The sequence below is a fragment of the Streptomyces sp. NPDC027189 genome (assembly GCF_055566975.1).
In genome coordinates this window covers 47,430-67,716 of the sequence record NZ_JBVHRI010000029.1, presented here as the reverse complement: position 1 = coordinate 67,716, position 20,287 = coordinate 47,430, and the positions used below count along the sequence as shown (strand labels likewise).

At 70.6% G+C, this 20,287-nt stretch carries 20 protein-coding genes and 1 pseudogene; 10 read left to right on the top strand and 11 right to left on the bottom strand.

Features of this window, described 5'->3' with window-relative positions; all coding sequences use genetic code 11:
• Window positions 1–71 precede the first annotated feature (71 nt).
• Window positions 72–317, top strand: a complete 246-nt coding sequence (locus ACZ4RZ_RS41980) for a response regulator transcription factor (RefSeq protein WP_467752823.1) — start codon at window positions 72–74, stop codon at window positions 315–317.
• Window positions 318–869: 552 nt separating this feature from the next.
• Window positions 870–2,075: a glycoside hydrolase family 64 protein gene (locus tag ACZ4RZ_RS41975; RefSeq protein ID WP_467752822.1), complete on the top strand. Its 1,206-nt coding sequence runs from the start codon at window positions 870–872 to the stop codon at window positions 2,073–2,075.
• Window positions 2,076–2,112: 37 nt separating this feature from the next.
• Here the strand turns inward: ACZ4RZ_RS41975 and ACZ4RZ_RS41970 are convergent, their stop codons facing one another.
• Both ACZ4RZ_RS41970 and ACZ4RZ_RS41965 read right to left on the bottom strand, forming a co-directional pair.
• On the bottom strand, window positions 2,113–3,240 hold the full coding sequence (locus ACZ4RZ_RS41970; RefSeq protein ID WP_467752821.1) for a sulfite oxidase: 1,128 nt from the start codon (window positions 3,238–3,240) through the stop codon (window positions 2,113–2,115).
• 32 nt (window positions 3,241–3,272) lie between these two features.
• Entirely contained in the window at window positions 3,273–3,932 is a 660-nt protein-coding gene (locus tag ACZ4RZ_RS41965; protein ID WP_467752820.1) for a TetR/AcrR family transcriptional regulator, read from the bottom strand.
• Between the two features lie 118 nt (window positions 3,933–4,050).
• Here ACZ4RZ_RS41965 and ACZ4RZ_RS41960 point away from each other — a divergent pair, with 118 nt between their 5' ends.
• Together ACZ4RZ_RS41960 and ACZ4RZ_RS41955 are read left to right on the top strand one after the other, a co-directional pair.
• On the top strand, window positions 4,051–4,614 hold the full coding sequence (locus ACZ4RZ_RS41960) for an NADPH-dependent FMN reductase (RefSeq protein ID WP_467752819.1): 564 nt from the start codon (window positions 4,051–4,053) through the stop codon (window positions 4,612–4,614).
• A 148-nt stretch (window positions 4,615–4,762) separates the two neighbouring features.
• Complete coding sequence (locus tag ACZ4RZ_RS41955) at window positions 4,763–5,440, top strand: AIM24 family protein (protein WP_467752818.1); 678 nt, start codon at window positions 4,763–4,765, stop codon at window positions 5,438–5,440.
• Between the two features lie 150 nt (window positions 5,441–5,590).
• Here the strand turns inward: ACZ4RZ_RS41955 and ACZ4RZ_RS41950 are convergent, their stop codons facing one another.
• The 3 genes from ACZ4RZ_RS41950 to ACZ4RZ_RS41940 form a co-directional block, all read right to left on the bottom strand.
• Window positions 5,591–7,369: a M4 family metallopeptidase gene (locus ACZ4RZ_RS41950; RefSeq protein ID WP_467752817.1), complete on the bottom strand. Its 1,779-nt coding sequence runs from the start codon at window positions 7,367–7,369 to the stop codon at window positions 5,591–5,593.
• A 327-nt stretch (window positions 7,370–7,696) separates the two neighbouring features.
• The gene (locus ACZ4RZ_RS41945) at window positions 7,697–8,746 is read right to left on the bottom strand and encodes a polyprenyl synthetase family protein (protein WP_467752816.1); all 1,050 of its coding nucleotides are present in this window, start codon (window positions 8,744–8,746) and stop codon (window positions 7,697–7,699) included.
• Window positions 8,743–9,804, bottom strand: a complete 1,062-nt coding sequence (locus ACZ4RZ_RS41940) for a tetratricopeptide repeat protein (RefSeq protein ID WP_467752815.1) — start codon at window positions 9,802–9,804, stop codon at window positions 8,743–8,745. Before ACZ4RZ_RS41940 ends, ACZ4RZ_RS41945 begins: the two co-directional genes overlap by 4 nt.
• Before the next feature lie 334 nt (window positions 9,805–10,138).
• On the opposite strand from ACZ4RZ_RS41940, the gene ACZ4RZ_RS41935 reads away from it, so the two are divergent.
• Complete coding sequence (locus ACZ4RZ_RS41935) at window positions 10,139–11,029, top strand: aminoglycoside phosphotransferase family protein (RefSeq protein WP_467752814.1); 891 nt, start codon at window positions 10,139–10,141, stop codon at window positions 11,027–11,029.
• Here ACZ4RZ_RS41935 and ACZ4RZ_RS41930 read toward each other — a convergent pair.
• On the bottom strand, window positions 11,026–11,868 hold the full coding sequence (locus ACZ4RZ_RS41930; RefSeq protein WP_467752813.1) for a helix-turn-helix transcriptional regulator: 843 nt from the start codon (window positions 11,866–11,868) through the stop codon (window positions 11,026–11,028). The genes ACZ4RZ_RS41935 and ACZ4RZ_RS41930 overlap by 4 nt on opposite strands.
• A gap of 101 nt (window positions 11,869–11,969) precedes the next feature.
• Between ACZ4RZ_RS41930 and ACZ4RZ_RS41925 the strand changes: the two genes are divergently transcribed.
• Together ACZ4RZ_RS41925 and ACZ4RZ_RS41920 are read left to right on the top strand one after the other, a co-directional pair.
• Window positions 11,970–12,677 carry an SDR family oxidoreductase gene (locus ACZ4RZ_RS41925; RefSeq protein WP_467752812.1) on the top strand — a complete coding sequence of 236 codons (708 nt, stop codon included), beginning with the start codon at window positions 11,970–11,972 and terminating at the stop codon, window positions 12,675–12,677.
• Between the two features lie 57 nt (window positions 12,678–12,734).
• Window positions 12,735–13,361: an alpha-ketoglutarate-dependent dioxygenase AlkB gene (locus ACZ4RZ_RS41920; RefSeq protein ID WP_467752811.1), complete on the top strand. Its 627-nt coding sequence runs from the start codon at window positions 12,735–12,737 to the stop codon at window positions 13,359–13,361.
• 44 nt (window positions 13,362–13,405) lie between these two features.
• Here ACZ4RZ_RS41920 and ACZ4RZ_RS41915 read toward each other — a convergent pair whose 3' ends face one another.
• From ACZ4RZ_RS41915 to ACZ4RZ_RS41905, 3 genes and pseudogenes are all read right to left on the bottom strand, one after another.
• On the bottom strand, window positions 13,406–14,005 hold the full coding sequence (locus ACZ4RZ_RS41915; protein WP_467752810.1) for a TetR/AcrR family transcriptional regulator: 600 nt from the start codon (window positions 14,003–14,005) through the stop codon (window positions 13,406–13,408).
• Complete coding sequence (locus ACZ4RZ_RS41910; RefSeq protein WP_467752809.1) at window positions 14,002–15,441, bottom strand: MFS transporter; 1,440 nt, start codon at window positions 15,439–15,441, stop codon at window positions 14,002–14,004. The genes ACZ4RZ_RS41915 and ACZ4RZ_RS41910 overlap by 4 nt, the downstream gene beginning before the upstream one ends.
• A 100-nt stretch (window positions 15,442–15,541) precedes the next feature.
• Window positions 15,542–16,249, bottom strand: a pseudogene (locus ACZ4RZ_RS41905) (hypothetical protein).
• A gap of 338 nt (window positions 16,250–16,587) precedes the next feature.
• On the opposite strand from ACZ4RZ_RS41905, the gene melC1 reads away from it, so the two are divergent.
• The 3 genes from melC1 to ACZ4RZ_RS41890 all read left to right on the top strand — a co-directional run bounded on the left by melC1 (window position 16,588) and on the right by ACZ4RZ_RS41890 (window position 18,592).
• Window positions 16,588–16,974: an apotyrosinase chaperone MelC1 gene (gene melC1, locus ACZ4RZ_RS41900; protein WP_467752808.1), complete on the top strand. Its 387-nt coding sequence runs from the start codon at window positions 16,588–16,590 to the stop codon at window positions 16,972–16,974.
• Window positions 16,975–17,007: 33 nt separating this feature from the next.
• Window positions 17,008–17,832 carry a tyrosinase MelC2 gene (melC2, locus tag ACZ4RZ_RS41895; RefSeq protein ID WP_467752807.1) on the top strand — a complete coding sequence of 275 codons (825 nt, stop codon included), beginning with the start codon at window positions 17,008–17,010 and terminating at the stop codon, window positions 17,830–17,832.
• 121 nt (window positions 17,833–17,953) lie between these two features.
• A complete protein-coding gene (locus ACZ4RZ_RS41890) occupies window positions 17,954–18,592 on the top strand; it encodes a hypothetical protein (protein ID WP_467752806.1) in 639 nt (212 codons plus the stop codon).
• Window positions 18,593–18,607: 15 nt separating this feature from the next.
• Here ACZ4RZ_RS41890 and ACZ4RZ_RS41885 read toward each other — a convergent pair whose 3' ends face one another.
• Both ACZ4RZ_RS41885 and ACZ4RZ_RS41880 read right to left on the bottom strand, forming a co-directional pair.
• Window positions 18,608–19,309, bottom strand: a complete 702-nt coding sequence (locus ACZ4RZ_RS41885) for a ribonuclease H family protein (RefSeq protein WP_467752805.1) — start codon at window positions 19,307–19,309, stop codon at window positions 18,608–18,610.
• 54 nt (window positions 19,310–19,363) lie between these two features.
• Window positions 19,364–20,113: an ArsR/SmtB family transcription factor gene (locus ACZ4RZ_RS41880; protein WP_467752804.1), complete on the bottom strand. Its 750-nt coding sequence runs from the start codon at window positions 20,111–20,113 to the stop codon at window positions 19,364–19,366.
• Between the last annotated feature and the right edge of the window lie 174 nt (window positions 20,114–20,287).

The window sequence follows — 20,287 nt, the reverse complement described above, 5'->3', positions numbered from 1 at the left end:
AGTGGATGAGTGGCTGATCCACTGAACCAGCGAGGCCCTTCCCCGGTCAACCCTTCGCCGGGAGACGGCCGTTGGCACGAGGTCGAAGTCCTCGATTCGCCAGCGGTCACCGGCCACGACCCGAGCACGATTGGACCAGACCAACCCTGTCCGAATCGTTGACATGTACGCCGCCGGGCGCAACCACGGTCAAGTCCCATCTGAACCAGATCCTGCGGAAGCTCGGCGCTTCCTCCCGCGCCCACCTGGTCACCATTGCCTACGAGAGCGGACTCGTCAGCCCCGGGCTGCCGGCCGGCCGCACGCGCACGTCCTGAATTGCCGGATCACGTTTCCACGATGCCCTCCGACGAGTGGAGAGACCGAGCCGGTGGACGATGGGAATGAGCCATGCGCACGCCGTGCACGACCATGACGGGCTGGGCCGGAAGGCAGCTCGCCCTGCAGCGCGAGCCCGCCGTGTGATCCCTCAGGGCCGTTTTCTGTTGGGGCCGTTTCCCTGGGACCGCCCCTCAGCCCCCGCGCATTTCCCCAAAGCGAGTCCCCTCCATCCAGTCCTTCCGGCCGTCGCCGATGTCCTGCTGGGAACGTCCGATGCAGTTCACGACGAGGGCCGCGCGGCCATCGACGAGCAGCTCAGCCGCCCTCCCACGGCAATCGTGACCACTTCCGCCGGCTGCCCGTCAGAACCGCCTCGGACATCACCATGTGACGCCACCCCAGGCCGAGTTGGACCAGACCAATCTGGTCCGAATCGTTGACATGTACGTCACCCGCCGCAATTCTGAGAGCGCTCTCAACGAGAACCGGACGGCTCCACTCCGCCGGAATCGACCTCGTTGGAATCCCCCCACCCAAGGAGAGAGCGAGTGCCCAGAAGGCTCAGGAGTCTCAAATGGCATGCCCTGGTGGTGGCTGCGGCCACCGCCACCACGGCGCTTCTCACGTTCGGCGCCCCCTCCGACGCGAACGCGGCCGTCCCGACGACCATCCCGCTGAAGTTCACGAACAACTCCGGCCGCAGCGACCCGGTGTACATCTACGACCTCGGAACGCTGCTGTCGACGGGCCAGCAGGGCTGGGCCGACGCGAACGGCACGTTCCACGCCTGGCCCGCGGGCGGCAATCCGCCGACGCCCGCGCCCGACGCGTCGATCGTGGGTCCGGCGAACGGGCAGTCGAAGACGATCCGGATCCCCAAGTTCTCCGGACGGATCTACTTCTCGTACGGGCAGAAGCTCGACTTCCGGCTGACGACCGGCGGTCTCGTGCAGCCGGCCGTGCAGAACCCGAGTGACCCCAACCGCAATATCCTCTTCAACTGGTCCGAGTACACACTCAATGACTCCGGTCTGTGGATCAACAGCACACAGGTCGATATGTTCTCGGCACCGTACGCCGTCGGAGTCCAGCTCGCCGACGGCACGACGAAGAACACCGGCCACCTCAAGGCGGGCGGATACAACGGCTTCTTCAACGCCCTTCGGGGTCAGCCCGGCGGCTGGGCCAACCTGATCCAGACCCGGTCCGACGGCACCGTGCTGCGGGCCCTCGCCCCTGGTCACGGCATCGAGGCGGGCGCGCTGCCCAGCACGGTCATGGACGACTACGTCAACCGGGTGTGGCAGAAGTACCGTACGTCGACGCTGACGGTGACGCCCTTCGCCGACCAGCCGAACACGAAGTACTTCGGCCGGGTCTCCGGCGACGTCATGAACTTCACCAACAGCGCCGGAGCCGTCGTCACCAGCTTCCAGAAGCCCGACTCCGACAGCATCTTCGGCTGCTACAAACGGCTCGACGCGCCCAACGACCTGGTGCGGGGCCCCATTTCACGCACCCTGTGCGCGGGCTTCAACCGCTCCACGCTCCTGGTCAACCCCAACCAGCCGGACACCGGCTCGGCGAACTTCTACCAGGACACGGTGACCAACCACTACGCCCGCAAGATCCATGCGCAGATGGCCGACGGGAAGGCCTACGCGTTCGCGTTCGACGACGTCGGGAACTACGAGTCGCTCGTCCACGACGGCAATCCGCAACAGGCGTACGTCACGCTGGACCCGTTCAACTGACGGGTGGTCCAGGGCGGCCGGGGCTCCGGCCGCCCGCTCACCCGGCATCCTCGAAGTCCAGGCAGAGTACCGGGACCCGCTGGACCAGGTTGTTCGCGAAGCCGCCCCGGTTCCACGGCTGGTCCAGCGGCTGGGTGTGCCCCTCGGCATCGGTGGCCCGCGCGCTGAGCACATGAGGGCCGGGGGTGGCCGTCCAGACGAAGCGCCAGGGGCGCCAGGCCCAGCGGTGGTCACCGCTCCCGTCGAGATCGGCCGCGTACCAGGAACGCCCCTCGTCCGTGCTGACCTCGACCCCGGTCACCGGCGCGCGCCCCGACCAGGCGCGTCCCTCCAGCGCCACGACACCCGGCCGGACCACCCGCGTCCTGGACATGAAGTCCGGGAATCCGGGCGGGATCAGCAGGGCGCGCGGGGCGATCCGGGTGACCGGTCGACCCTCGTCCCCGGCGTCCTGCCGAAGCCGATAGGCCACGGCCTGCTGGAATCCCGTGAACGGCCTGTCCGTCACGCTGATCTCGCGCAGCCACTTCACATGCGCCATGCCGTACCAGCCGGGCACCACCAGCCGCACCGGATGTCCGTGCTGCGGCGGCAGCGGACCGCCATTCATCTCGTACGCCACGAACACCTCGGGCTCGCCGCCCATGGCCACGTCGAGCGGAAGGGCCCGCTGGTAGTCCTGCTCGACACCGCGCTCGACCCCATGATCGGCGCCGGTGAACACCACGTCCACCGCCCCGGGTTCGACCCCGGCCGCGTCAAGCAGCACCCGCAACGGCACACCGGTCCACTCCGCGGTACCGACCGCCTCCACCAGCCACGGCTGACTCACCGGCCGGGGCGTCAACAGGGCCCGCCCATTGCCCGCACACTCCAGCGTCACCCGCCGCGTGACCGCGGGATACGCCCTCAGCTCATCCATCCCGAGCACCAGCGGCTGCCGCACCCCGCCCCCGACGACGAGCTGCCACGCCCCCTCTTCCCCATACGGGATGTCGTAGTGCGTCAGCACATAGTGCAGCCCCGGCGGCGTCACCTCGTACCGCAGCGCCTCCAACGGCATCCCATGATTCCGTGCGGCCAGCGCCAGCTCCTCCTGACTGATGCCTTCTTCCGGCCCGGCCAGCCGAGCGGGTGCGCTCACATCATCGAGGCGGTGACCCATGCCCGCATTGTCCGCCTTGAGGCCCAGGGGCGCTAGGCGGTCGCCGGACGCGTACTCCGCTCCACCATGTCGTGCCAGCCCGACTCCAAGCGCTCCAGGGACATGCCGCGCTGGCGGGTCAGGTGGTGGACCAGGGCGGGTTCCAGGTATCCCATCAGGGATTGGGCGACGAGTTCGATGTCCGTGGTCGGGTCGGTCTGGCGCAGCAGCATGCAGACGTGCATGAAGCGGACACGGTACGGGGCCGAGTTGAAGCGGCGGAAGGGGTCCGGCTCGGCGGCGAGGTAGAGGTCGAGCTGCTCGGAAGTCTGACGGAGGGCGCGACAGCCGAAGGCGTGCAAGCGCTCCACCGGTGACGCGCCGGGGCCGAGCGGGGGTGGACCGCTGATGTAGGCGGCCTGGAACCGCTGCTCGGTGTGGTCGAGGAGCGCCATCAGCAGGCCGGTGCGGTCGCCGAATCGCCGGAAGACGGTCCCCTTGCCCACTGATGCCGCGGCGGCGACGGCATCCATCGTCACCTTGGCCACCCCGTGCTCCTCCACCAGGCGGGCGGCGGCCTCCAGCAGACGCGCGCGGTTGCGTGCGGCGTCGGCGCGCAGCTGGGGGGCCTCGCCGGGGCCGGTGAGCTCCATCAGCACGGGTTCGTCGGACGGTTCCTGTCGCTTCGGGAACGGCGGGAGTGGAGTGGACATGCACCCAGCGTAGCCGCATTCGAGGACAACTGGACCGTGGTCCGGTTTAGTGGTACACATATTTAACCGGACCTCGGTCCGTTTTATTGCGGCAATGTTTCAGCTTCGGGAGATCACCATGTCCGTACGTATCCTCGCGCTCGTCGGCAGCCTGCGCGCCGGCTCCCACAACCGTCAGCTCGCCGAGGCGGCCGTCAAGCTCGCCCCGGAGGGCGCGGAGGTCGAGCTGTTCGAGGGCCTGGCCGAGGTCCCCTTCTACAACGAGGACATCGACATCGAGGGCGGCGTGCCCGCCACCGCCGTCCGGCTGCGTGAGGCCGCCGGCCGCGCCGACGCCTTCCTGCTCTTCTCGCCCGAGTACAACGGCACGATCCCGGCCGTGCTGAAGAACGCCATCGACTGGCTGTCCCGCCCCTACGGCGCCGGCGCCTTCACCGGAAAGCCGGTCGCCGTGATCGGTACCGCGTTCGGCCAGTTCGGCGGCGTCTGGGCACAGGACGAGGCCCGCAAGGCCGTGGGCATCGCCGGCGGCACCGTCCTGGAGGACGTCAAGCTCTCCATCCCCGGCTCCGTGACCCGCTTCGCCGAGACTCACCCCGTCGACGACGCCGAGGTCGCCGCGCAGCTCACGGAGGTCGTCAGCCGCCTGCACAGCCAGGTCGGCGCGGCCGACGCCGCCTGACAACTGCCGTGAAGGCCGGTCCGGTTCACCCGGACCGGCCCTTTCGCCTGTCATTCGCCTGTCACAAGATCGCCGTCGAATGTCTCAGGTCCGCACGATGGCCTGCACGATCTTGGCGGAACGAAATCCTCCGGGCCAAGATGCCCGCATGAAGGGTGATCTCTTTTCCAGTGACCACATGGTGCAGCCCGCTCTCGCGCCGGGCATGACCATCCAGAACGCCAAGTCCATCAAGTACGCCGTCAACGGCGAGATGTTCGCGCGGCAGGGGGCGATGATCGCCTACCGGGGGAATCTGCAGTTCGAGCGCAAGGGCCAGGGCGTCGGCGGCATGCTCAAGCGGGCGGTCACCGGTGAGGGACTCCCGCTGATGACCGTCCGCGGGCAGGGTGAGGTCTGGTTCGCGCACGAGGCGCAGAACTGTTTCATCGTCGGCATCGAGCCGGGCGACGTGTTCACCGTGAACGGCCGCAACGTCCTGTGCTTCGACGCCACGTTGTCGTACGAGATAAAGACCGTGAAGGGCGCGGGGATCACCGGCGGCGGCCTCTTCAACAGCGTCTTCACCGGCCATGGCGGCCTCGGGCTGATCTGCGAGGGCAACCCGCTGGTCATCCCCGTCTCGCAGCAGCAGCCGGTGTACGTCGACACGGACGCGGTCGTCGGCTGGACCGCCCACCTGCACACCTCGCTGCACCGCTCGCAGTCGATCGGCTCGATGATCCGCGGCGGCTCCGGCGAGGCCGTGCAGTTGAAGCTGGAGGGCGAGGGGTACGTCGTCGTACGTCCCAGCGAGGCGACGCCGCAGAAGGCGCAGCAGCACTGAGTTCAGCGACGACGAAGGGTGCCCTGCCGTACGGCAGGGCACCCTTCTTCCCTCGGCACCCGGGACTGTCACCCTCCGGTGCCCGGATGCGTCACGGGTCGGTGCCCGGACGTGTCGCCGGTCAGCGACCGGCGGCGGGCGTGTTGGCGGTCAGCGACCGGCGGCGGGCGTGTTGGCGGTCGTGACGTTGACCGCGGCCCAGGCCTTGTCCACCGTCTTGTACTCGGTGCTGTTCGCCCCGTAGATGTCGGCGGCGGCCTTGAGGGTGGCCTTCCGCGCGTCGTGGAAATCGGTCGTGGAGACCATGTAGCGGGTGAGCGCCCGGTAGAAGATCGCGGTGGCCTTGGCGCGTCCGATGCCGGTCACCTGCGAACCGTCGTACGTCGGCGAGTCGTACTGCACGCCACCGATCGTCTTGCGACCGCTGCCCTCGGCGAGCAGGTAGTACGCGTGCGAGGAGACGCCGGAACCCGCGTGCACCTCGGTGTCGTAGGCCGCGGGCGACCAGTAGTCGATCGTGCCTTCGAGCTGGTCGAGGGAGGGACGGTCCAGGCGGCGCAGGAACTTCTGCGCGAGGCCCAGCTTCTCGCCCACGAGGTAGTTCGGCGGGTTGTTCGGGTTGTTGGTGGCGAACTCGACGTTCGAGCCGAAGATGTCGGCGAGCGACTCGTTGAGGGCGCCGGGCTCCCCGAACTGGTTGCCGTCCTGGTCCACGCGGGTGGGTTCGAGGGCGGCGGTGGCGTCGACGACGCCGTGGGTCAGCTCGTGGCCGGTGACGTCCAGGACGACCAGCGGCTTCTTGAACAGATCGCCGTCACCGTCGCCGTACAGCATGCAGCCGCAGGTCGAGTCCCAGAAGGCGTTGCCGACCTTGTTGCCGAAGTGGACCATCGCGCGGGCACCGGCGCTGTTGTTCTTGATGCCCTTGCGGCCGAACGTCTTCTTGTAGAAGTCCAGCGTCTTGGTGATGCCGTACTGGGCGTCGACCGCCGCCGTGGTCCGGCTGGAGGTGGTGCCGGTGCCCCACTTGTTGTCACCGTCGGTGAACTTCTTGCCGCGCGAGAAGGCCTCCAGCTCCTGCCCCCTGGCGTCCCGGGTCTCCGTGTTCCACCGGGTGGGGTCCTTGAGGAGGAAGCTGGTGCGCGCGGTCTGGGTGGTCTTCAGCGTGACCGTGCCGACGAAGAGGGACTTTCCGCTCCCGGTGGCGGTGACCGGGTAGTGGGTGGCTCCCGTCGCGCCGACCAGGCCGGACGACTGGGTGGCCGCGCCCGTCTCGGGGGTCGCCTGCTCGCCCCGCTTGCGCAGCGTCTCCTCGAGGGACGGCGAGATGAACTCGTCGCTGTCGGGGGTGTTGCTGCGTATCTTGCCGGTCTGGGCGTCGACGACGACCGTGCTGGAGCCGCCGGCCTCCGCGGTCTCGCTGTCCGTCACGCGCACCTGGTAGGCGAGGGCGGCCGCGCCGTCGCGGGCGTCCACCACGAGTTCCGCGCTGCTCGCGTCGCCCTTGGCGACCGCGGCGGCCTTCTGCTCGGCCTGCTGGGGCGTGAGCTTCGCCTCGGTGGTGGCCGGCTTGACCGCGTGGTCGGCGGCCCGGGTCACACCGAGGTAGGCCAACTGCTTGCTGAGGTGGACGACCATGTCGCCGCCGAGGACCGTAAGGCCCTGGTGGGTGCGGACGAAGCGGACGTGCCGCTTGCCGTCCGGGTCCGTCATGACGTCCTTGGCCCGCAGGGTGTCGCCCTGGGTGACACCGGTCGCCGACGCGTGCGCGAAGGCGGCCGCACGGGCGGCGTCGACCGTCGAGGAGGCCGAAGTCGCCTGGAGAGCGGGCGAGTCGGGCGCGGCCGCGAAGACGGGGCCCGCCGGGAGCGTGGCGGCCGTCGTCACCGCGACGGCGATCGCCACGCGGCGTATGTGGGGTCTACGCACTGAATTCCTTCGAGCAGGGCAGCCGGGATCACCAACTGCCATGAGGCACAGCGCTGTTGGGCGCCATGGGGGCTTTGGGGCCCCGATGCGACACCCTCACCGATTCGCCATGTCCATGTAAAGACGAAAGATCCCTTTTATTGATTTCCGGGCGATCTCTTTACGAAAGTTCACTTCTCGGTGATCAACAGGTGACCAACTGCGCGTCGCCCGGACAGATGTGAGGGGGGATGAGGCGGTTGCCTGGCGAGGCCTGCCGACCCGTACATGTGACGGATGTCGCAGCGCCTCCGGCCCGGAGCGGACGGGTCCGGAGGCACGGAGGTGTCAGATCGTCCGGTGGGCGAGGGAGGACAGCAGGGAGCGCAGTTCCTCGGCCGGACGCGGCGCGAGCGACGCCGTCGCCAGCAGCGCGTCCGCCGCGGCGAGATGACCGCCGGCCTCACGCAGAGCCGCTGTACGACCGCCGGCCCGCTCGACGAGGGCCGCCGCCTTGCGTACGCCGGTGTCGTCGAGGGCGGTTGGGGAGGCGAGGAGTTCGGCGAGGGCGGGATGGCCGGGCGCGTTCAGGGCGACGAGGACCGGGAGGGTCTTCTTTCCCTGGCGCAGGTCGCTGTGGACCGGTTTGCCCGTGACGGCCGGCTCACCCCAGATGCCCAGAAGGTCGTCGGCGATCTGGAAGGCCACTCCGAGATGACGCCCGGCACGGTCCAGTGCGGTGGCGGTCTCCCACGGCGCTCCCGCCAGTTGGGCGCCCAGGGCCAGCGCGCAGCCGAGCAGGGCGCCGGTCTTGTGCTCGGCCATCGTCTCGTACTCCCCCACGCCGACCGCCCCGGGCCCGGTCCAGGGGCGGTCCGCGAACAGCAGGTCGTCCGCCTGGCCGCGGACCAGGTCGCGCAGGGCCGTGGTCAGATGCCGTACGGCCGCCGCGGCGTGCGGAGTCGCGGGCGCCGCGGTGAGGGTCTCCACGGCCAGGGCGAAGAGGGCGTCGCCGGCGAGTACGGCGGGGCCGGTGCCGTACGCCTTCCAGAGCGCGGGGCGGCCGCGGCGCAGCGCGTCGCCGTCCATGATGTCGTCGTGGAGCAGCGAGAAGGTGTGCACGAGTTCCACCGCGACAGCACCCGGCACGCCCGCCTCACCGGGACCTCCGGCCACCTCCGCGCCCAGTACGGCCAGCGCCTGCCGTACGCCCTTGCCCTGACTGTGGGTCGCGGGGGCGCCGCCGACCTCACAGCGGCCCAGCGCGTATCCGGCCATTTCCGCCACCCAGGGGTGCAGTCCGCCGATCGCCTCCGCGAGGGCCGGGGCGACCAGTTCACGGCAGCGGCGCAGGATCTGAGGCGCGGTGGGCGGTGACTGCAGGGCCGTGGAGTTCATCGGGCGGCCTCCGCGCGGGCACCCTCGGGCTCCGGCGTCAAGCCGAGCTCCGTCCGCGCTCGGTCGACCATCTGCCGGGCGTGGCGCAGCCCGATGCCCTCCAGTACGCGGGCCAGTTCGACCAAGTCGGCGGCGGTCTCGGCGCGGTCACGGCCGAGGCGCGCCAGGGACTTGACGAGTCCGAGCCGGGACAGCGCCCTGCCGCGCGGCTCGCTCATCGCCTCGAACTCCGCGAGAGCCTGCGCATAGACCTCGCGGGCCTGTTCGTAACGCCCGGCCCGGTAGAGAACGTTGCCGCGCATCTTGTGGTTGTAGGCGAGCGCGCCGGACAGGTTCATCGCGCGGCAGGACACCTCCGCCTCGCTCAGCAGATCCAGCGCGCGGTCCACGTCCTGGTCGCGTACGGAGAGGATGTCCGCGAGGCCGCGCAGGGCCCAGGCGTGGCCGCGCCGGTCCTCGGCGCGCGCGGCGATCTCGGCCGCCTCCTCGAACATGGCGTACGCCGTGTCGTAGGCACCGGTGTTGCGGTGTATCTGCGCGATGCCCTCCAGGGCCCACACGGTGTGCCGGGCCTCGCCGCGCTTGCGGGCCTCGGCCAGGAGCTGTTCGTGCAGGGCGGTCACGGCCGCGTAGTCGCCCTGGATGCGGCCGGTCTCCGCCATCCCCGCCAGGGAGTAGCCGCGGACGACCACATCGCCGGCCTGTCCGCCGAGTTCGGCGGCGAGGCGCAGCAGCCGCCACGCCAGCGGGAACGCGCCGCGCTGCCGGGCCAGCGTGCCGCCGCTCCACAGCGCCCACGCCATCGCCCCGCTGTCCCCGGCCTCGCGGGCCGTGCGATAGCTCGCCTTCCATGCCCGGTCGGCGTCCGCCACCTGCCCGAGGCGACGGTGTGCCTCTGCAACCGCGAGACCTGAACGGGCCGCCTCGGCCCGCGCCCCCGAGCGCTCGGCGGCGCGCAGTTGCTCGGCGCCGGCCGCGAGGACGTCGGTCAGCGAGGAGTTCACGGACAGGGTGGTCAAAGCGCCCTGGTACTCCGGGGCGAAGGCCTTGCCGTACATGTGTGCCTTTCCGTATGCCACCGTCGGCCGCGGTCACGCGTCGGCCGCCGGTGCGCGCCGTTCCTGGTTCCTGCTGGTCGGCGGCGCGTGACGATCCGGCTATACCCTCCGCGTATACACGACATGTATACGCGGAGGGTATAGTGCGCCGGATTTCCAACTGGAAATCCCTGGTTCACCACGGCGCACGCGCTGCCCACCCGTTGCCGATCAAGACGACGGCGGCGCCCGCAAGGTTGCCTGGAGTGACGAGGAGGCCAAAATGCGGTGCGCGGAAGCCCGAACGAGGCTCAGGATGGCGAAAGTTGACCTCCCCCACAGGAAGCAGGCGCCCATGCCGTCAGGCCCGATGCACGCCCATGAGGTGCCGATCGACGACGCGCTCGTCCGACGGCTGCTGGCCGCGCAGTTCCCGAACTGGGCCGAACTGCCGCTGAAGCGCGTCGAGTCGGCCGGCACCGTCAACGCCCTCTACCGGCTCGGCGACGACATGGCCGTGCGCCTTCCCCGCATCCCGGAGGGCGCCGGTGATGTGGAGAAGGAGGGGGATTGGTTGCCGCGGCTCACGCCTCTGCTGCCCTGCGCGATTCCCGAGGTCCTCGCCGTCGGTGTGTCCGGAGAGGGATATCCGTGGCCCTGGAGCGTGCTCCGCTGGCTTGACGGCGAGCTCCCTGTCCCCGGCCGCCTCACGGACCCGGGTGCGCTGGCCGCCGACCTCGGCGGTTTCGTCTCCGCGATGCGGCAGGTCGACCTGCCCGGCGGGCCAGCCGCCTACCGGGGCGGGCCGCTGGCGACCGCCGACGACGAGACGCGCTCCGCGATCGCCGAACTCCACGGCACGATCGATACGTCGGCGGCGACGGCGGCCTGGGAAGCGGCACTCGCGGCGCCCTTGTGGACCGGCCCGCCCGTCTGGCTCCACTCCGACCTGATGCCCATGAACCTCCTCACCCGCCAGGGCCGCCTCGGTGCCGTCCTCGACTTCGCCACCGTGGGCATCGGCGACCCCGCCTGCGACCTCATCGCCGCCTGGAACCTCCTCCCCGCCGAGGCGAGGCCCGCCTTCCGGCAGGCCGCGGGCGCCGACGACGCGACGTGGGCACGCGGCCGCGGCTGGGCCCTGTCCATGGCGCTGACCCAACTCCCCTACTACCGAACGACGAACCCCGTGATCGCGGCCAACGCCGAGCACGTGATCCGCGAGGTGCTCGACGACGTCGGCTAGCGCTCCACGAGTGCCTGAGTGCCGAGTACGCCGAGCAGCTCAAGGCGTTCGGCGTCCTCCGTGTCGGGCTCGGCGGTGTAGATCATGATGCGCAGGTCACTGCCGGCGACGCTGAGCACGTCGCAGTCGAGCGTCAAGGGGCCCACCCGCGGGTGGTGAACGGTCTTGCGCGACGCCTCGTGCCGGCCCACGGCTCCGGAATCCCACAGCTCGGCGAACCGGTCGCTGTTCGCCCGCAGTTCCGCGATCAGGCGCCGCAACCGCTGGTCCGCCGGATACTGGCTCGAGGTCGCGCGCAGGTCGGCGACGAGGGCGGCCTCGAACGCGCGCTGGGCCTCGGGAGAGCGACGGACGCGGCTGCCCGGGCCGACGAAATTGCGCCACACCCCGTTGCGCTCGTTGCCGCGCCAACTGGACGGATCGTCCATCAATGCCGCGTACATCGGGTTGACCAGCAGCAGCGTCCAGGCCGCGTCGTAGACCGCGACGGGTGTTCCGGCCAGCCTGTCCAGCAGCCGTTGGACGCTCGGCGTGATGTGGGCGGGCACCGAGTCCCGTCCCGGCGGGACGAGCCCGGCGACATGGAAGAGATGTTCACGCTCGGGCGCCGACAGCCGCAGGGCACGGCCGAGCGCCTCGACGACCTGCTCCGACGGGTTGGTCGCCCGGCCCTGTTCGAGGCGGGTGATGTAGTCGACCGATATCCCGGCCAGCAGGGCCAGCTCCTCGCGGCGCAGCCCGGCCGCGCGCCGGTGGCCGCCCGCGGGCAACCCGGCCGCTTCCGGAGCGACCCGGTCGCGCCACCGCCGTACCGTCCGCCCGAACTCCGTGCTCGCCATGCCACCACTGTGCACGGCCCGGCGCGGACATGCCTGGTACTGACAGTCCCAGGAAGACGGGACTCCTGGCAGACCACGCCATCGGTGCGGAGCCTGGAGACATGACTACGACACTGATCACCGGAGCGAACAAGGGTCTCGGCTTCGAGACCGCACGCCGACTCATCGCGGCGGGCCACACCGTCTACCTGGGCAGCCGGGACCCGGAGCGCGGGCGGCGGGCCGCCGAACAGCTGGGGGCGCGGCTGGTCGTCCTCGACGTCACCGACGACGCGTCCGTCGCCGCCGCGGCGAAGACCGTCGAGGCCGAAGGTGGGCTCGACGTACTGATCAACAATGCCGGCGTCGAACAGCGCGGTGCGGGGAACACCGTGATCGGCGCGGCGGACGTGACCGCCGAGATGATGCGGGACCTGTTCGAGACGAACGTCTTCGGCGTCGTCCGCGTCACCCACGCGTTCCTGCCGCTGCTGCAGCGGTCCGCCGCCCCGGTCGTGGTGAACGTCAGCAGCGGCCTGGGTTCGATGGCCCACGTCACCGACCCCGCCGCCCCGGCGTACGCCTACCCAGGCGTCGCCTATCCGGCGTCGAAGACCACGGTCAACATGATCACCGTGCAGTACGCGAAGGCGTTCCCGGCCATGCGGATCAACGCGGTCGAGCCCGGATACACGGCGACCGACCTGAACGGTCGCACGGGCACCCAGTCCGTCGAGGAGGGCGCCGAGATCATCGTCCGGATGGCGCAGATCGGCCCGGACGGACCCACGGGAGGCTACTTCGACGCCGACGGGCGGCTCCCCTGGTGAGCGAGGCGACCACCCAGGTATGGAACACGTATTCGATTACAGGGATAAGCTGGTCGCATGGCCATGCACCTCCAGGGTTCGCTCTTCGACCAGACCGACGAGCTCCGTCTCGGTCCGCTGAACGGGATGCGCCGCACCGTGCTGGGCGACGGGGCCTGGATCGACCTGTTGCCCGGGTGGCTCGGCGGGGCCGACGCGCTCTTCGCCCGGCTCGCGGCCGACGTGCCGTGGCGGGCGGAGCGGCGGCAGATGTACGAGCACACGGTGGACGTACCGCGGCTGCTCGCCTATTACCGCGCCGGTGATCCGCTGCCGCATCCGGTCCTGGACGAGGCAAGGGACGCGCTGTCCGCGCACTACGCCGCCGAGCTCGGCGAACCGTTCACCACGGCAGGGCTCTGCTACTACCGGGACGGCCGGGACAGCGTGGCCTGGCACGGGGACCGGATCGGCCGGGGCGCGCGCGAGGACACCATGGTCGCCATCCTGTCGGTCGGCGCCCCGCGCGACCTGCTGCTGCGCCCGCGCCGAGGGGGCGACACTGTGCGGCGCCCCCTCGGGCACGGCGACCTGATCGTGATGGGCGGCTCCTGCCAGCGCACCTGGGAGCACGCCATCCCCAAGTCGGCGCGGGCAGCGGGACCGCGGATCAGCATTCAGTTCCGGCCGTACGGGGTGAACTGAGTCCGGACCGGCGTTCGGGAGCCGTCAGTCGCGCTCTCCTCGGCTCAAGGCGTGAGCTGGGCCTGCACCGTCGGGGCGTACCGGTCGACGATGTCCTCGATCGCGGTGGCGCGCAGGCGGGTGCCGCGGGCGATGCCGTACATCACGCCGAGGCCGAGCAGGGTGCCGACGGCGAGTTCGGCGCGCAGGCCCGCGTCGGGGCCGCCGAGGCGCTCGGCGAGGCGGTCGCTGACCTGGATACGGAAGTTGGTGCGCAGGATGTCGCCCTGCTCGCCCTGGATCGGGGCGAAGACGATCCGCAGGATGGGATCGGCGCCGCGCTGGGTCTGGCCCTCCAGCAGATGGCGGACCATGTGGCGGCCGAGATCCTCCAGGGGCGCGTCCAGCAGAGCCTCGGCATCGGACTCGAAGGACATGACCCGCGCGAACAGCGCGTCCTTGTTGCCGAAGTACTTCAGGATCAGCGGCGCACTCACCCCCGCCCGGTCGGCGACTGCCTTGAGCGTGATGTCCCCATGGGCGTGCCGGGCCAGCAGATGGCGGGCCGCGCGCAGGATGGCCGCCTTCGTCGCCTCGGCGTCACGGCGCGGCGGGGCGGCAGGCGGTGCCGTGAGACCGGGGTGCGGGCTGGTCACGGTGCTCATGCTCCTTCGAGGGCCTCGTCGCGGGGCGCTCCGGTACGGCCGCGGCTCCTTCGGGTGTCCCCGGAGGAGGCGGGTATGGCGAGGGCGGCGGCGCAGGCCACCAATGCGACCGTACCCGCCATGGCGAAGGCCAGCAGATAGCCGTGCAGCGTGGGTAGCGGGGCGCCGCCGACGAGGCTCGTGTGGTGGACCAGGACGGCGGCCACGGCGGCGCTGCACACGGCCTGCCCGATGGTGCGCATCAGGACGTTGACACCGTTGGCGGACGCAGTCTGTCCGGCGGGCACGGCGCGCAGGATCAGGGTGGGCAGGGCCGAGTAGGCGAAGGTCGTGCCGATCGCGCAGACCGTGGCGCCCAGGATGATCAGCCACAGGTCGCGGCTGTCCATGATGCGGATGACATAGCCGAGGGCGATGATCGCGGTCCCGAGGGCCAGCGTCACGCGGGGGCCGCGGGCGGCCGAGATGCGCGCCGAGACGGGCGAGAGCAACAGCATGGTGACGCCACCGGGCAGCAGACACAGGCCGGTCGCCACGATGGACAGGCCGAGCCCGTAACCGGTCTCCTTCGGCGCCTGCACCAGCTGCGCCGTCACCAGGGAGTTCCCGTAGAAGGCGAAGCCCGTCAGGAGCGCGGCGACGTGCGGCAGGGCGACCCGCGGGCGGGCGGCCAGCTTCAGGTCGACCAGCGGCCGTTCGGTACGCCGCTGCTGTATCCACCACAGGGTCATGATGAGAACGCAAGCCACGAACAGGCCCAGGATCCGGGCGCTGCCCCAGCCCCAGGTGCCGCCTTGCGACACCCCCAGCAGCAGGCATACGAGTCCCGCCGCCAGACCCACCGCGCCCAGCGTGTCGAAGCGGCCGGGCTCGCGGACGGGCGACTCGCGCACCGCCCACCAGGCCAGCGTCAGTCCGCAGGCGCCGAGTGCGGTCGTCGCCCAGAACATGACGTGCCAGTCGGCGTACTGGACGATCAGCGCGGCGAGCGGCAGGCCGAGGGCGGCGCCGATGCCCACGGTGGAGCTCATGAGCGCCACGGCGGAACCCGTGCGTTGCGGAGGCAGTTCGTCCCGCAGGATGCTGATCGACAGCGGTACGACGGCGGCCGCGGCCCCCTGCAGGGCCCGCGCCGCGATGAGCACGCCGATGTCCGACGTGATGGCGCACAGGAGCGACCCCACCGTCATCATCCCGAGCGCCATCAGCAGCACGCGCCGCTTGCCGTACATGTCTCCGGCGCGGCCCAGCACGGGCGTCAGCACCGCTCCGGACAGCAGTGTCGCCGTCACCATCCAGGAGACCGCGCTCGCCGAGGCGCCCGTCAGCCGTGGCAGGTCCGGCAGCAACGGCACCACGACGGTCTGCATGACGGCCATGAGGATCCCGCCGAACGCCAGGACAGGGACCGCCAGCCGGTCACGCAGGGCCGCCATGGATGCTCCAGAAGTAGACGCGAAAAAGTAGGTGAATGACAATTCACCATATCGGTGAATCGCCATTCACCCCAAGGGCGGTCGACTCGTCGCCGCGCGGCTACCGGTGGGAGCGGGCGTGCACCGTACCGGCCACTCGTGGCCCCAGCCAGCGCTTGAACCGGCGCAGCGCCTCCAGTTGTCCGGCCGCGCGGTCGATCCGGTGGTACAGCTGCGGCGGGACGTACGGAACCAGCGGAGAGTGGCGCTGCCCGAGCAGGGCGAACATCTGCGCCGGTGGGAGGTGGATGTAGCGCGGGAGGTTCTCGTACCACTGGGCGCTGTGGCGGGCCGCGCTCTGGACCGGCAGGAGCGCGGATCTGCGGGTCCGCTCGTCATGCGTGAGAGCGCATTCGAGTTCCGGCTGCTCGCGCAGCGCTCCGGCCAGGGAGAGGGCGTCCTCCAGGGCGAGGGTGGCGCCCGCGCCGATCGAGTACGCCGAGCGACGCCGCACGCTCGGCGAGCAGGTCGAGCATGCGGCGACGGCCGATGCCGAATCCCTCGTCCCCCTGGTGCACCGTCGTGCGATCGCCCACGTGTGCGGCCCCGTCGCTCCAGCGCACCGAGTTCTCGCTGACGGCGAGCGCGGATTCCGGGTCGCCCTCGCGCAGCTTGTCGAGCAGGCCCGCCCAGTAGGTCACCCCCAGCCGTACGTCGATCCGGCCGGGTTCCGCTCATGGACGGCGATGTCATGGGACGGGTCCTGGCGCTTCATCAGGATCGAGAAGTGCAGGCTTGTGGGTCCGCCGCCGACGCGCGCGATCTCCACGCGCACTCCCCCTTGTCGCACAAAGCGGTCAATTGATCACGAAGATCAGCAGTCGGTACAACCCCCGGATTTCACGTCACCTTGCGGGGGTGAGCCACACCACTCGCGACGGGCCGCCTCAGCAAGATCATCAACAGCGGGGCGCCCAACGGGAGGAATTGCACGTTCCGGTGGGTCACGACCGCCCTCGACAGCAAGATCATCTTCGTTCAAGCTTGCACGACATTTACTTAATTGTCTGGATCACAGCCAACCGACATCCGGCGATTTCTCCCGCTCTTTGACGACCCGATAGGCATACCGAGTCGTCAACAGGACTGATTGCAGGAGGTCTTCGCATGCCGGAACTCACTCGTCGTCGTGCCCTCGGGGCTGCGGCCGCACTGGCCGCTGTGGCTGGTACCCAGGCCGTCACCGCATCCTCTGTGTCCGCCGCACCGAGGGTGTCGACCGGCGAACACCACCACGGCGGGCCGGATGCCTTCGACGAGGTCTACCGCGGCCGCCGCATAGAGGGCCGCCCCGCCAGCGGGGGCGGCCACCACCACGGCGCCGGCTACGCCGTGTTCGTCGACGGCGTGGAGCTGCATGTGATGCGGAACGCCGACGGCAGCTGGATCAGTGTCGTCAGCCACTACGCCCCTGTGCCCACCCCGCGCGCCGCCGCCCGCGCCGCGGTCGTGGAGCTGCAGGGGGCACCGCTCGTCCCCTTCAACGCCAACTGACCGAACCCGCAAGCAGATCGTGGAGTCCCGCACATGACCGTACGCAAGAACCAGGCGAGCCTGACCGCCGACGAGAAGCGGCGTTTCGTCGACGCGCTCGTGCAGCTCAAGCGAAGTGGCCGGTACGACGCCTTCGTCACGACACACAATGCCTTCATCATGGGTGACACGGACAACGGCGAGCGCACGGGCCACCGTTCACCGTCGTTCCTGCCCTGGCACCGCAGATTCCTCATCGAGTTCGAGCAGGCACTGCAGTCCGTCGACTCCTCCGTCGCGCTGCCGTACTGGGACTGGAGCGCCGACCGCTCGTCGCGCTCGTCGCTGTGGGCGCCCGACTTCCTCGGCGGAACCGGGCGCAGCCTGGACGGCCGGGTGATGGACGGCCCGTTCGCGGCCTCGTCGGGCAACTGGCCGATCAACGTGCGCGTCGACAGCCGTACGTACCTGCGCAGGTCGCTCGGCAGCGGCGCCCGGGAGCTGCCGACCCGCGCCGAGGTGGAGTCCGTGCTCGCCATGGCCACATACGACATGGCGCCGTGGAACAGCGCCTCGGACGGCTTCCGCAATCACCTCGAAGGTTGGCGCGGCGTCAATCTGCACAACCGGGTCCATGTCTGGGTCGGCGGGCAGATGGCCACCGGCGTCTCCCCCAACGACCCGGTCTTCTGGCTCCACCACGCCTACATAGACAAGCTGTGGGCCGACTGGCAGCGCCGCCACCCCGACTCGGGCTATCTGCCGACGGCCGGTACACCCGACGTCGTCGACCTCGGCGAGACGATGAAGCCCTGGAACGACGTACGGCCGGCGGATCTGCTGGATCACACCGCGTACTACACGTTCGACGCCGCCTGATCAGGGCCGGTTCCCGCCCCGGGGGCTCCTCGCGCAAGGGGCTTCCGGGATCTTCGGACATCGCGAGGGGCTTCCTGGACCTTCGGAAAAGGAACGGCGCTCATCCGCGCCGATCGGCAGGATGAGAGGCGTGCTGATCATGGACCCCGTACTGGAGACCTACGAAGCCGCCGACTTCACGCTGTGGCCCACCGCCGGCCGGCCCGCGGACCGGTTGCTCGTCCTCTCCGGCGACCTGTCGCCGCTCGAGGTCGGTACCGCGATGGCGGTCCTGGCCGGCTACAACAAGACGCGGCGCAAGCGACATGACCCCGGCCCCGCGGACGGCCTCGCGATGCTGCGCCGTCTGGTGTCGGTCGAATCCGTCATCGCTCCGGGCGGCTTGTGGGTCCAGGACTCCGCCACCGGAGTCGCCGTGCCGCCCGGCTGCTGCGTCGGTCTGGAGAACTGGCGGGACTGGCAGGGGCTGCTGGACAGCGAAACGCCCTGGCTCGGCCACGACCCCACGCCTGGCGTCGAGCGCTCCGGAACGCTCGTCCGGCTGTGGCCGGACGCGGAACGCCCGGCCGGCCTGCCCATCGAACTGGCCTTGAGCGAGCTTCCGGCGCTGCTCGAATCCGTGCGGAGCGCGCTGGCCGGGTTCCTGGGCCTCGTCGCGGGGTGGGCGGTCCGGGACTTCCCGGCTGCGCTCGCCGCTCAGGTCGTGGCGAAGCTCGACGAAGACCTGGCCGTGAGCGCCTCTCTGCGCGAAGTCTCCTGACGCGGGAGGGCGCGCCTACGCGTTGCTCGTCTCGACGGTACGGCACTCCGGGTGCCCCCACCCCTGGCCGTTCTTGGCGATGGGCTCGCCAGCGGCGTATGAGCGGCCGCAGACGCAGCGGCCGGGGAACTTGGCCTTGATGGTGCGGCTCGACGTGCTCGGCCGCGCCGCGGCCTTCGTGGAATTGCGGCGGCGGGCGGGCCCCGGGGTGTCGGGAGAGGGCGGCGGCTCCGGGGACCCGAGGTCGCTGCCCGCGGGCTGCTGGACGGTGGCGGCCTGGCTCGCGGCGCGGTCGGCGAAGTCGTTGAGACGGTCGCCGTCGACCTGGTGGGCGGGGACGTAGCGGAACTCCACGGTGCGGCCGTCGAGGAGTTCGTCGATGCGGGCGACCAGTTCCTGGTTGGCGACGGGCTTTCCGGCGGCCGTCTTCCAGCCCTTGCGCTTCCAGCCGGGCAGCCAGGTCGTGACGGCCTTCATCGCGTACTGGGAGTCCATCCGGATCTCCAGCGGCACGTCCGGCGCGATCGCCGTCAACAGGCGCTCCAGCGCGGTGAGTTCGGCGACGTTGTTGGTCGCCGTGCCCAGCGGGCCGGCCTCCCAGCGGGTGGGGGACTCGTCCCCGTCGGCGACGACCCAGGCCCATCCGGCGGGTCCCGGGTTTCCCTTCGAAGCCCCGTCACAGGCGGCCACAACGCGTTCAGGCATGGCCCCGATCATGCCACGCTCCGCCCAGAGCCTGGCGCCGCGGGTTCACCGGTCTCCGCCGCGGATTCACCGGGCACCGGAGAAACTGCCCGCGCCAAGGAGTCGCACTCCCAGCGGAGTGGCCACGTGCAGGACGTACTTGCCCTCGCGGTGGCTGGTCACGAGTCCCCCGTCGCGCAGGACGCCGATCTGGTAGCTGGCGCTGGGCAGCGCGATCCCCAGGGCCAGGGCGACTTCGGAGGTGGTGCGGGCGGTGCGGCTCGCCACCGCCGTCAGTACAGCCGCCCTGGTGCGGCCCAGCAGACGTTCGAGGCCGTCGTCCGTGCCGTGCGCGACGGCGAGGGGCGCCTTCTCGACCGGGTAGACGAGCACCGGATCGAGGCCCGGGTCCGCCAGCGCGGTCGGACGGCGCCAGCAGAAATAGGACGGGACGAGAAGCAGGCCCCGACCCTCCAGGTACAGGTCGCGCTCGGTGGGGTAGTCCACTTCGAGCACGGGAGCCCTCCAGCGGGCCAGCGGGCGCAGCCCGTCGAGCAGCGCCTGGGTGCCGCCGTCGAGGAGAGCGCGGGAGCGCAGCTCGACATCGTTGCCGACGGCCGTTCGGATGTGCGGCCAGTACGGTTCGAGCAGGGCGCGGAAGTAGATCCCGAGGGCTCCCGCCAGGGACTTGAGCGCGTCGCTGCCGGGTCGGCCCAGCGAGGTCGTCCAGTTCGGCACGGGGCGCGACTCGGCCAGCCGCGTCAGCTCCCGGACCAGCCGTGCGCGGGGAGTGCGCCGCAGCTGGTCGAGGCCGGCCGACAAGCCGCCGCCCGTCACGGGCGGTGTGAGGAAGTCCGGGATGTAGCCGGCAGCGGGAATCAGGGCCCGCAGGGGGCGCAGCGGGGGGGGGGGGGGGGGGTTTTCGGGGGGGGAAGGGGGTGGGGTGGGCCATCACGTTTCTTAACCCACCCAGTCCCTCCCTCCTTTTCCCCCTCACACCACCCCCACCAC

Bases quoted from the DNA above. Each gene is read 5' to 3' on its own strand.
- ACZ4RZ_RS41970 (WP_467752821.1), bottom strand. From the start codon at position 3,240: ATGGGTCACCGCCTCGATGATGTGAGCGCACCCGCTCGGCTGGCCGGG.
- ACZ4RZ_RS41965 (WP_467752820.1), bottom strand. From the start codon at position 3,932: ATGTCCACTCCACTCCCGCCGTTCCCGAAGCGACAGGAACCGTCCGAC.
- ACZ4RZ_RS41960 (WP_467752819.1), top strand. From the start codon at position 4,051: ATGTCCGTACGTATCCTCGCGCTCGTCGGCAGCCTGCGCGCCGGCTCC.
- ACZ4RZ_RS41955 (WP_467752818.1), top strand. From the start codon at position 4,763: ATGAAGGGTGATCTCTTTTCCAGTGACCACATGGTGCAGCCCGCTCTC.
- ACZ4RZ_RS41945 (WP_467752816.1), bottom strand. From the start codon at position 8,746: ATGAACTCCACGGCCCTGCAGTCACCGCCCACCGCGCCTCAGATCCTG.
- ACZ4RZ_RS41940 (WP_467752815.1), bottom strand. From the start codon at position 9,804: ATGTACGGCAAGGCCTTCGCCCCGGAGTACCAGGGCGCTTTGACCACC.
- ACZ4RZ_RS41935 (WP_467752814.1), top strand. From the start codon at position 10,139: ATGCCGTCAGGCCCGATGCACGCCCATGAGGTGCCGATCGACGACGCG.
- ACZ4RZ_RS41930 (WP_467752813.1), bottom strand. From the start codon at position 11,868: ATGGCGAGCACGGAGTTCGGGCGGACGGTACGGCGGTGGCGCGACCGG.
- ACZ4RZ_RS41925 (WP_467752812.1), top strand. From the start codon at position 11,970: ATGACTACGACACTGATCACCGGAGCGAACAAGGGTCTCGGCTTCGAG.
- ACZ4RZ_RS41920 (WP_467752811.1), top strand. From the start codon at position 12,735: ATGGCCATGCACCTCCAGGGTTCGCTCTTCGACCAGACCGACGAGCTC.
- ACZ4RZ_RS41915 (WP_467752810.1), bottom strand. From the start codon at position 14,005: ATGAGCACCGTGACCAGCCCGCACCCCGGTCTCACGGCACCGCCTGCC.
- ACZ4RZ_RS41910 (WP_467752809.1), bottom strand. From the start codon at position 15,441: ATGGCGGCCCTGCGTGACCGGCTGGCGGTCCCTGTCCTGGCGTTCGGC.
- melC1 (WP_467752808.1), top strand. From the start codon at position 16,588: ATGCCGGAACTCACTCGTCGTCGTGCCCTCGGGGCTGCGGCCGCACTG.
- melC2 (WP_467752807.1), top strand. From the start codon at position 17,008: ATGACCGTACGCAAGAACCAGGCGAGCCTGACCGCCGACGAGAAGCGG.
- ACZ4RZ_RS41890 (WP_467752806.1), top strand. From the start codon at position 17,954: ATGAGAGGCGTGCTGATCATGGACCCCGTACTGGAGACCTACGAAGCC.
- ACZ4RZ_RS41885 (WP_467752805.1), bottom strand. From the start codon at position 19,309: ATGATCGGGGCCATGCCTGAACGCGTTGTGGCCGCCTGTGACGGGGCT.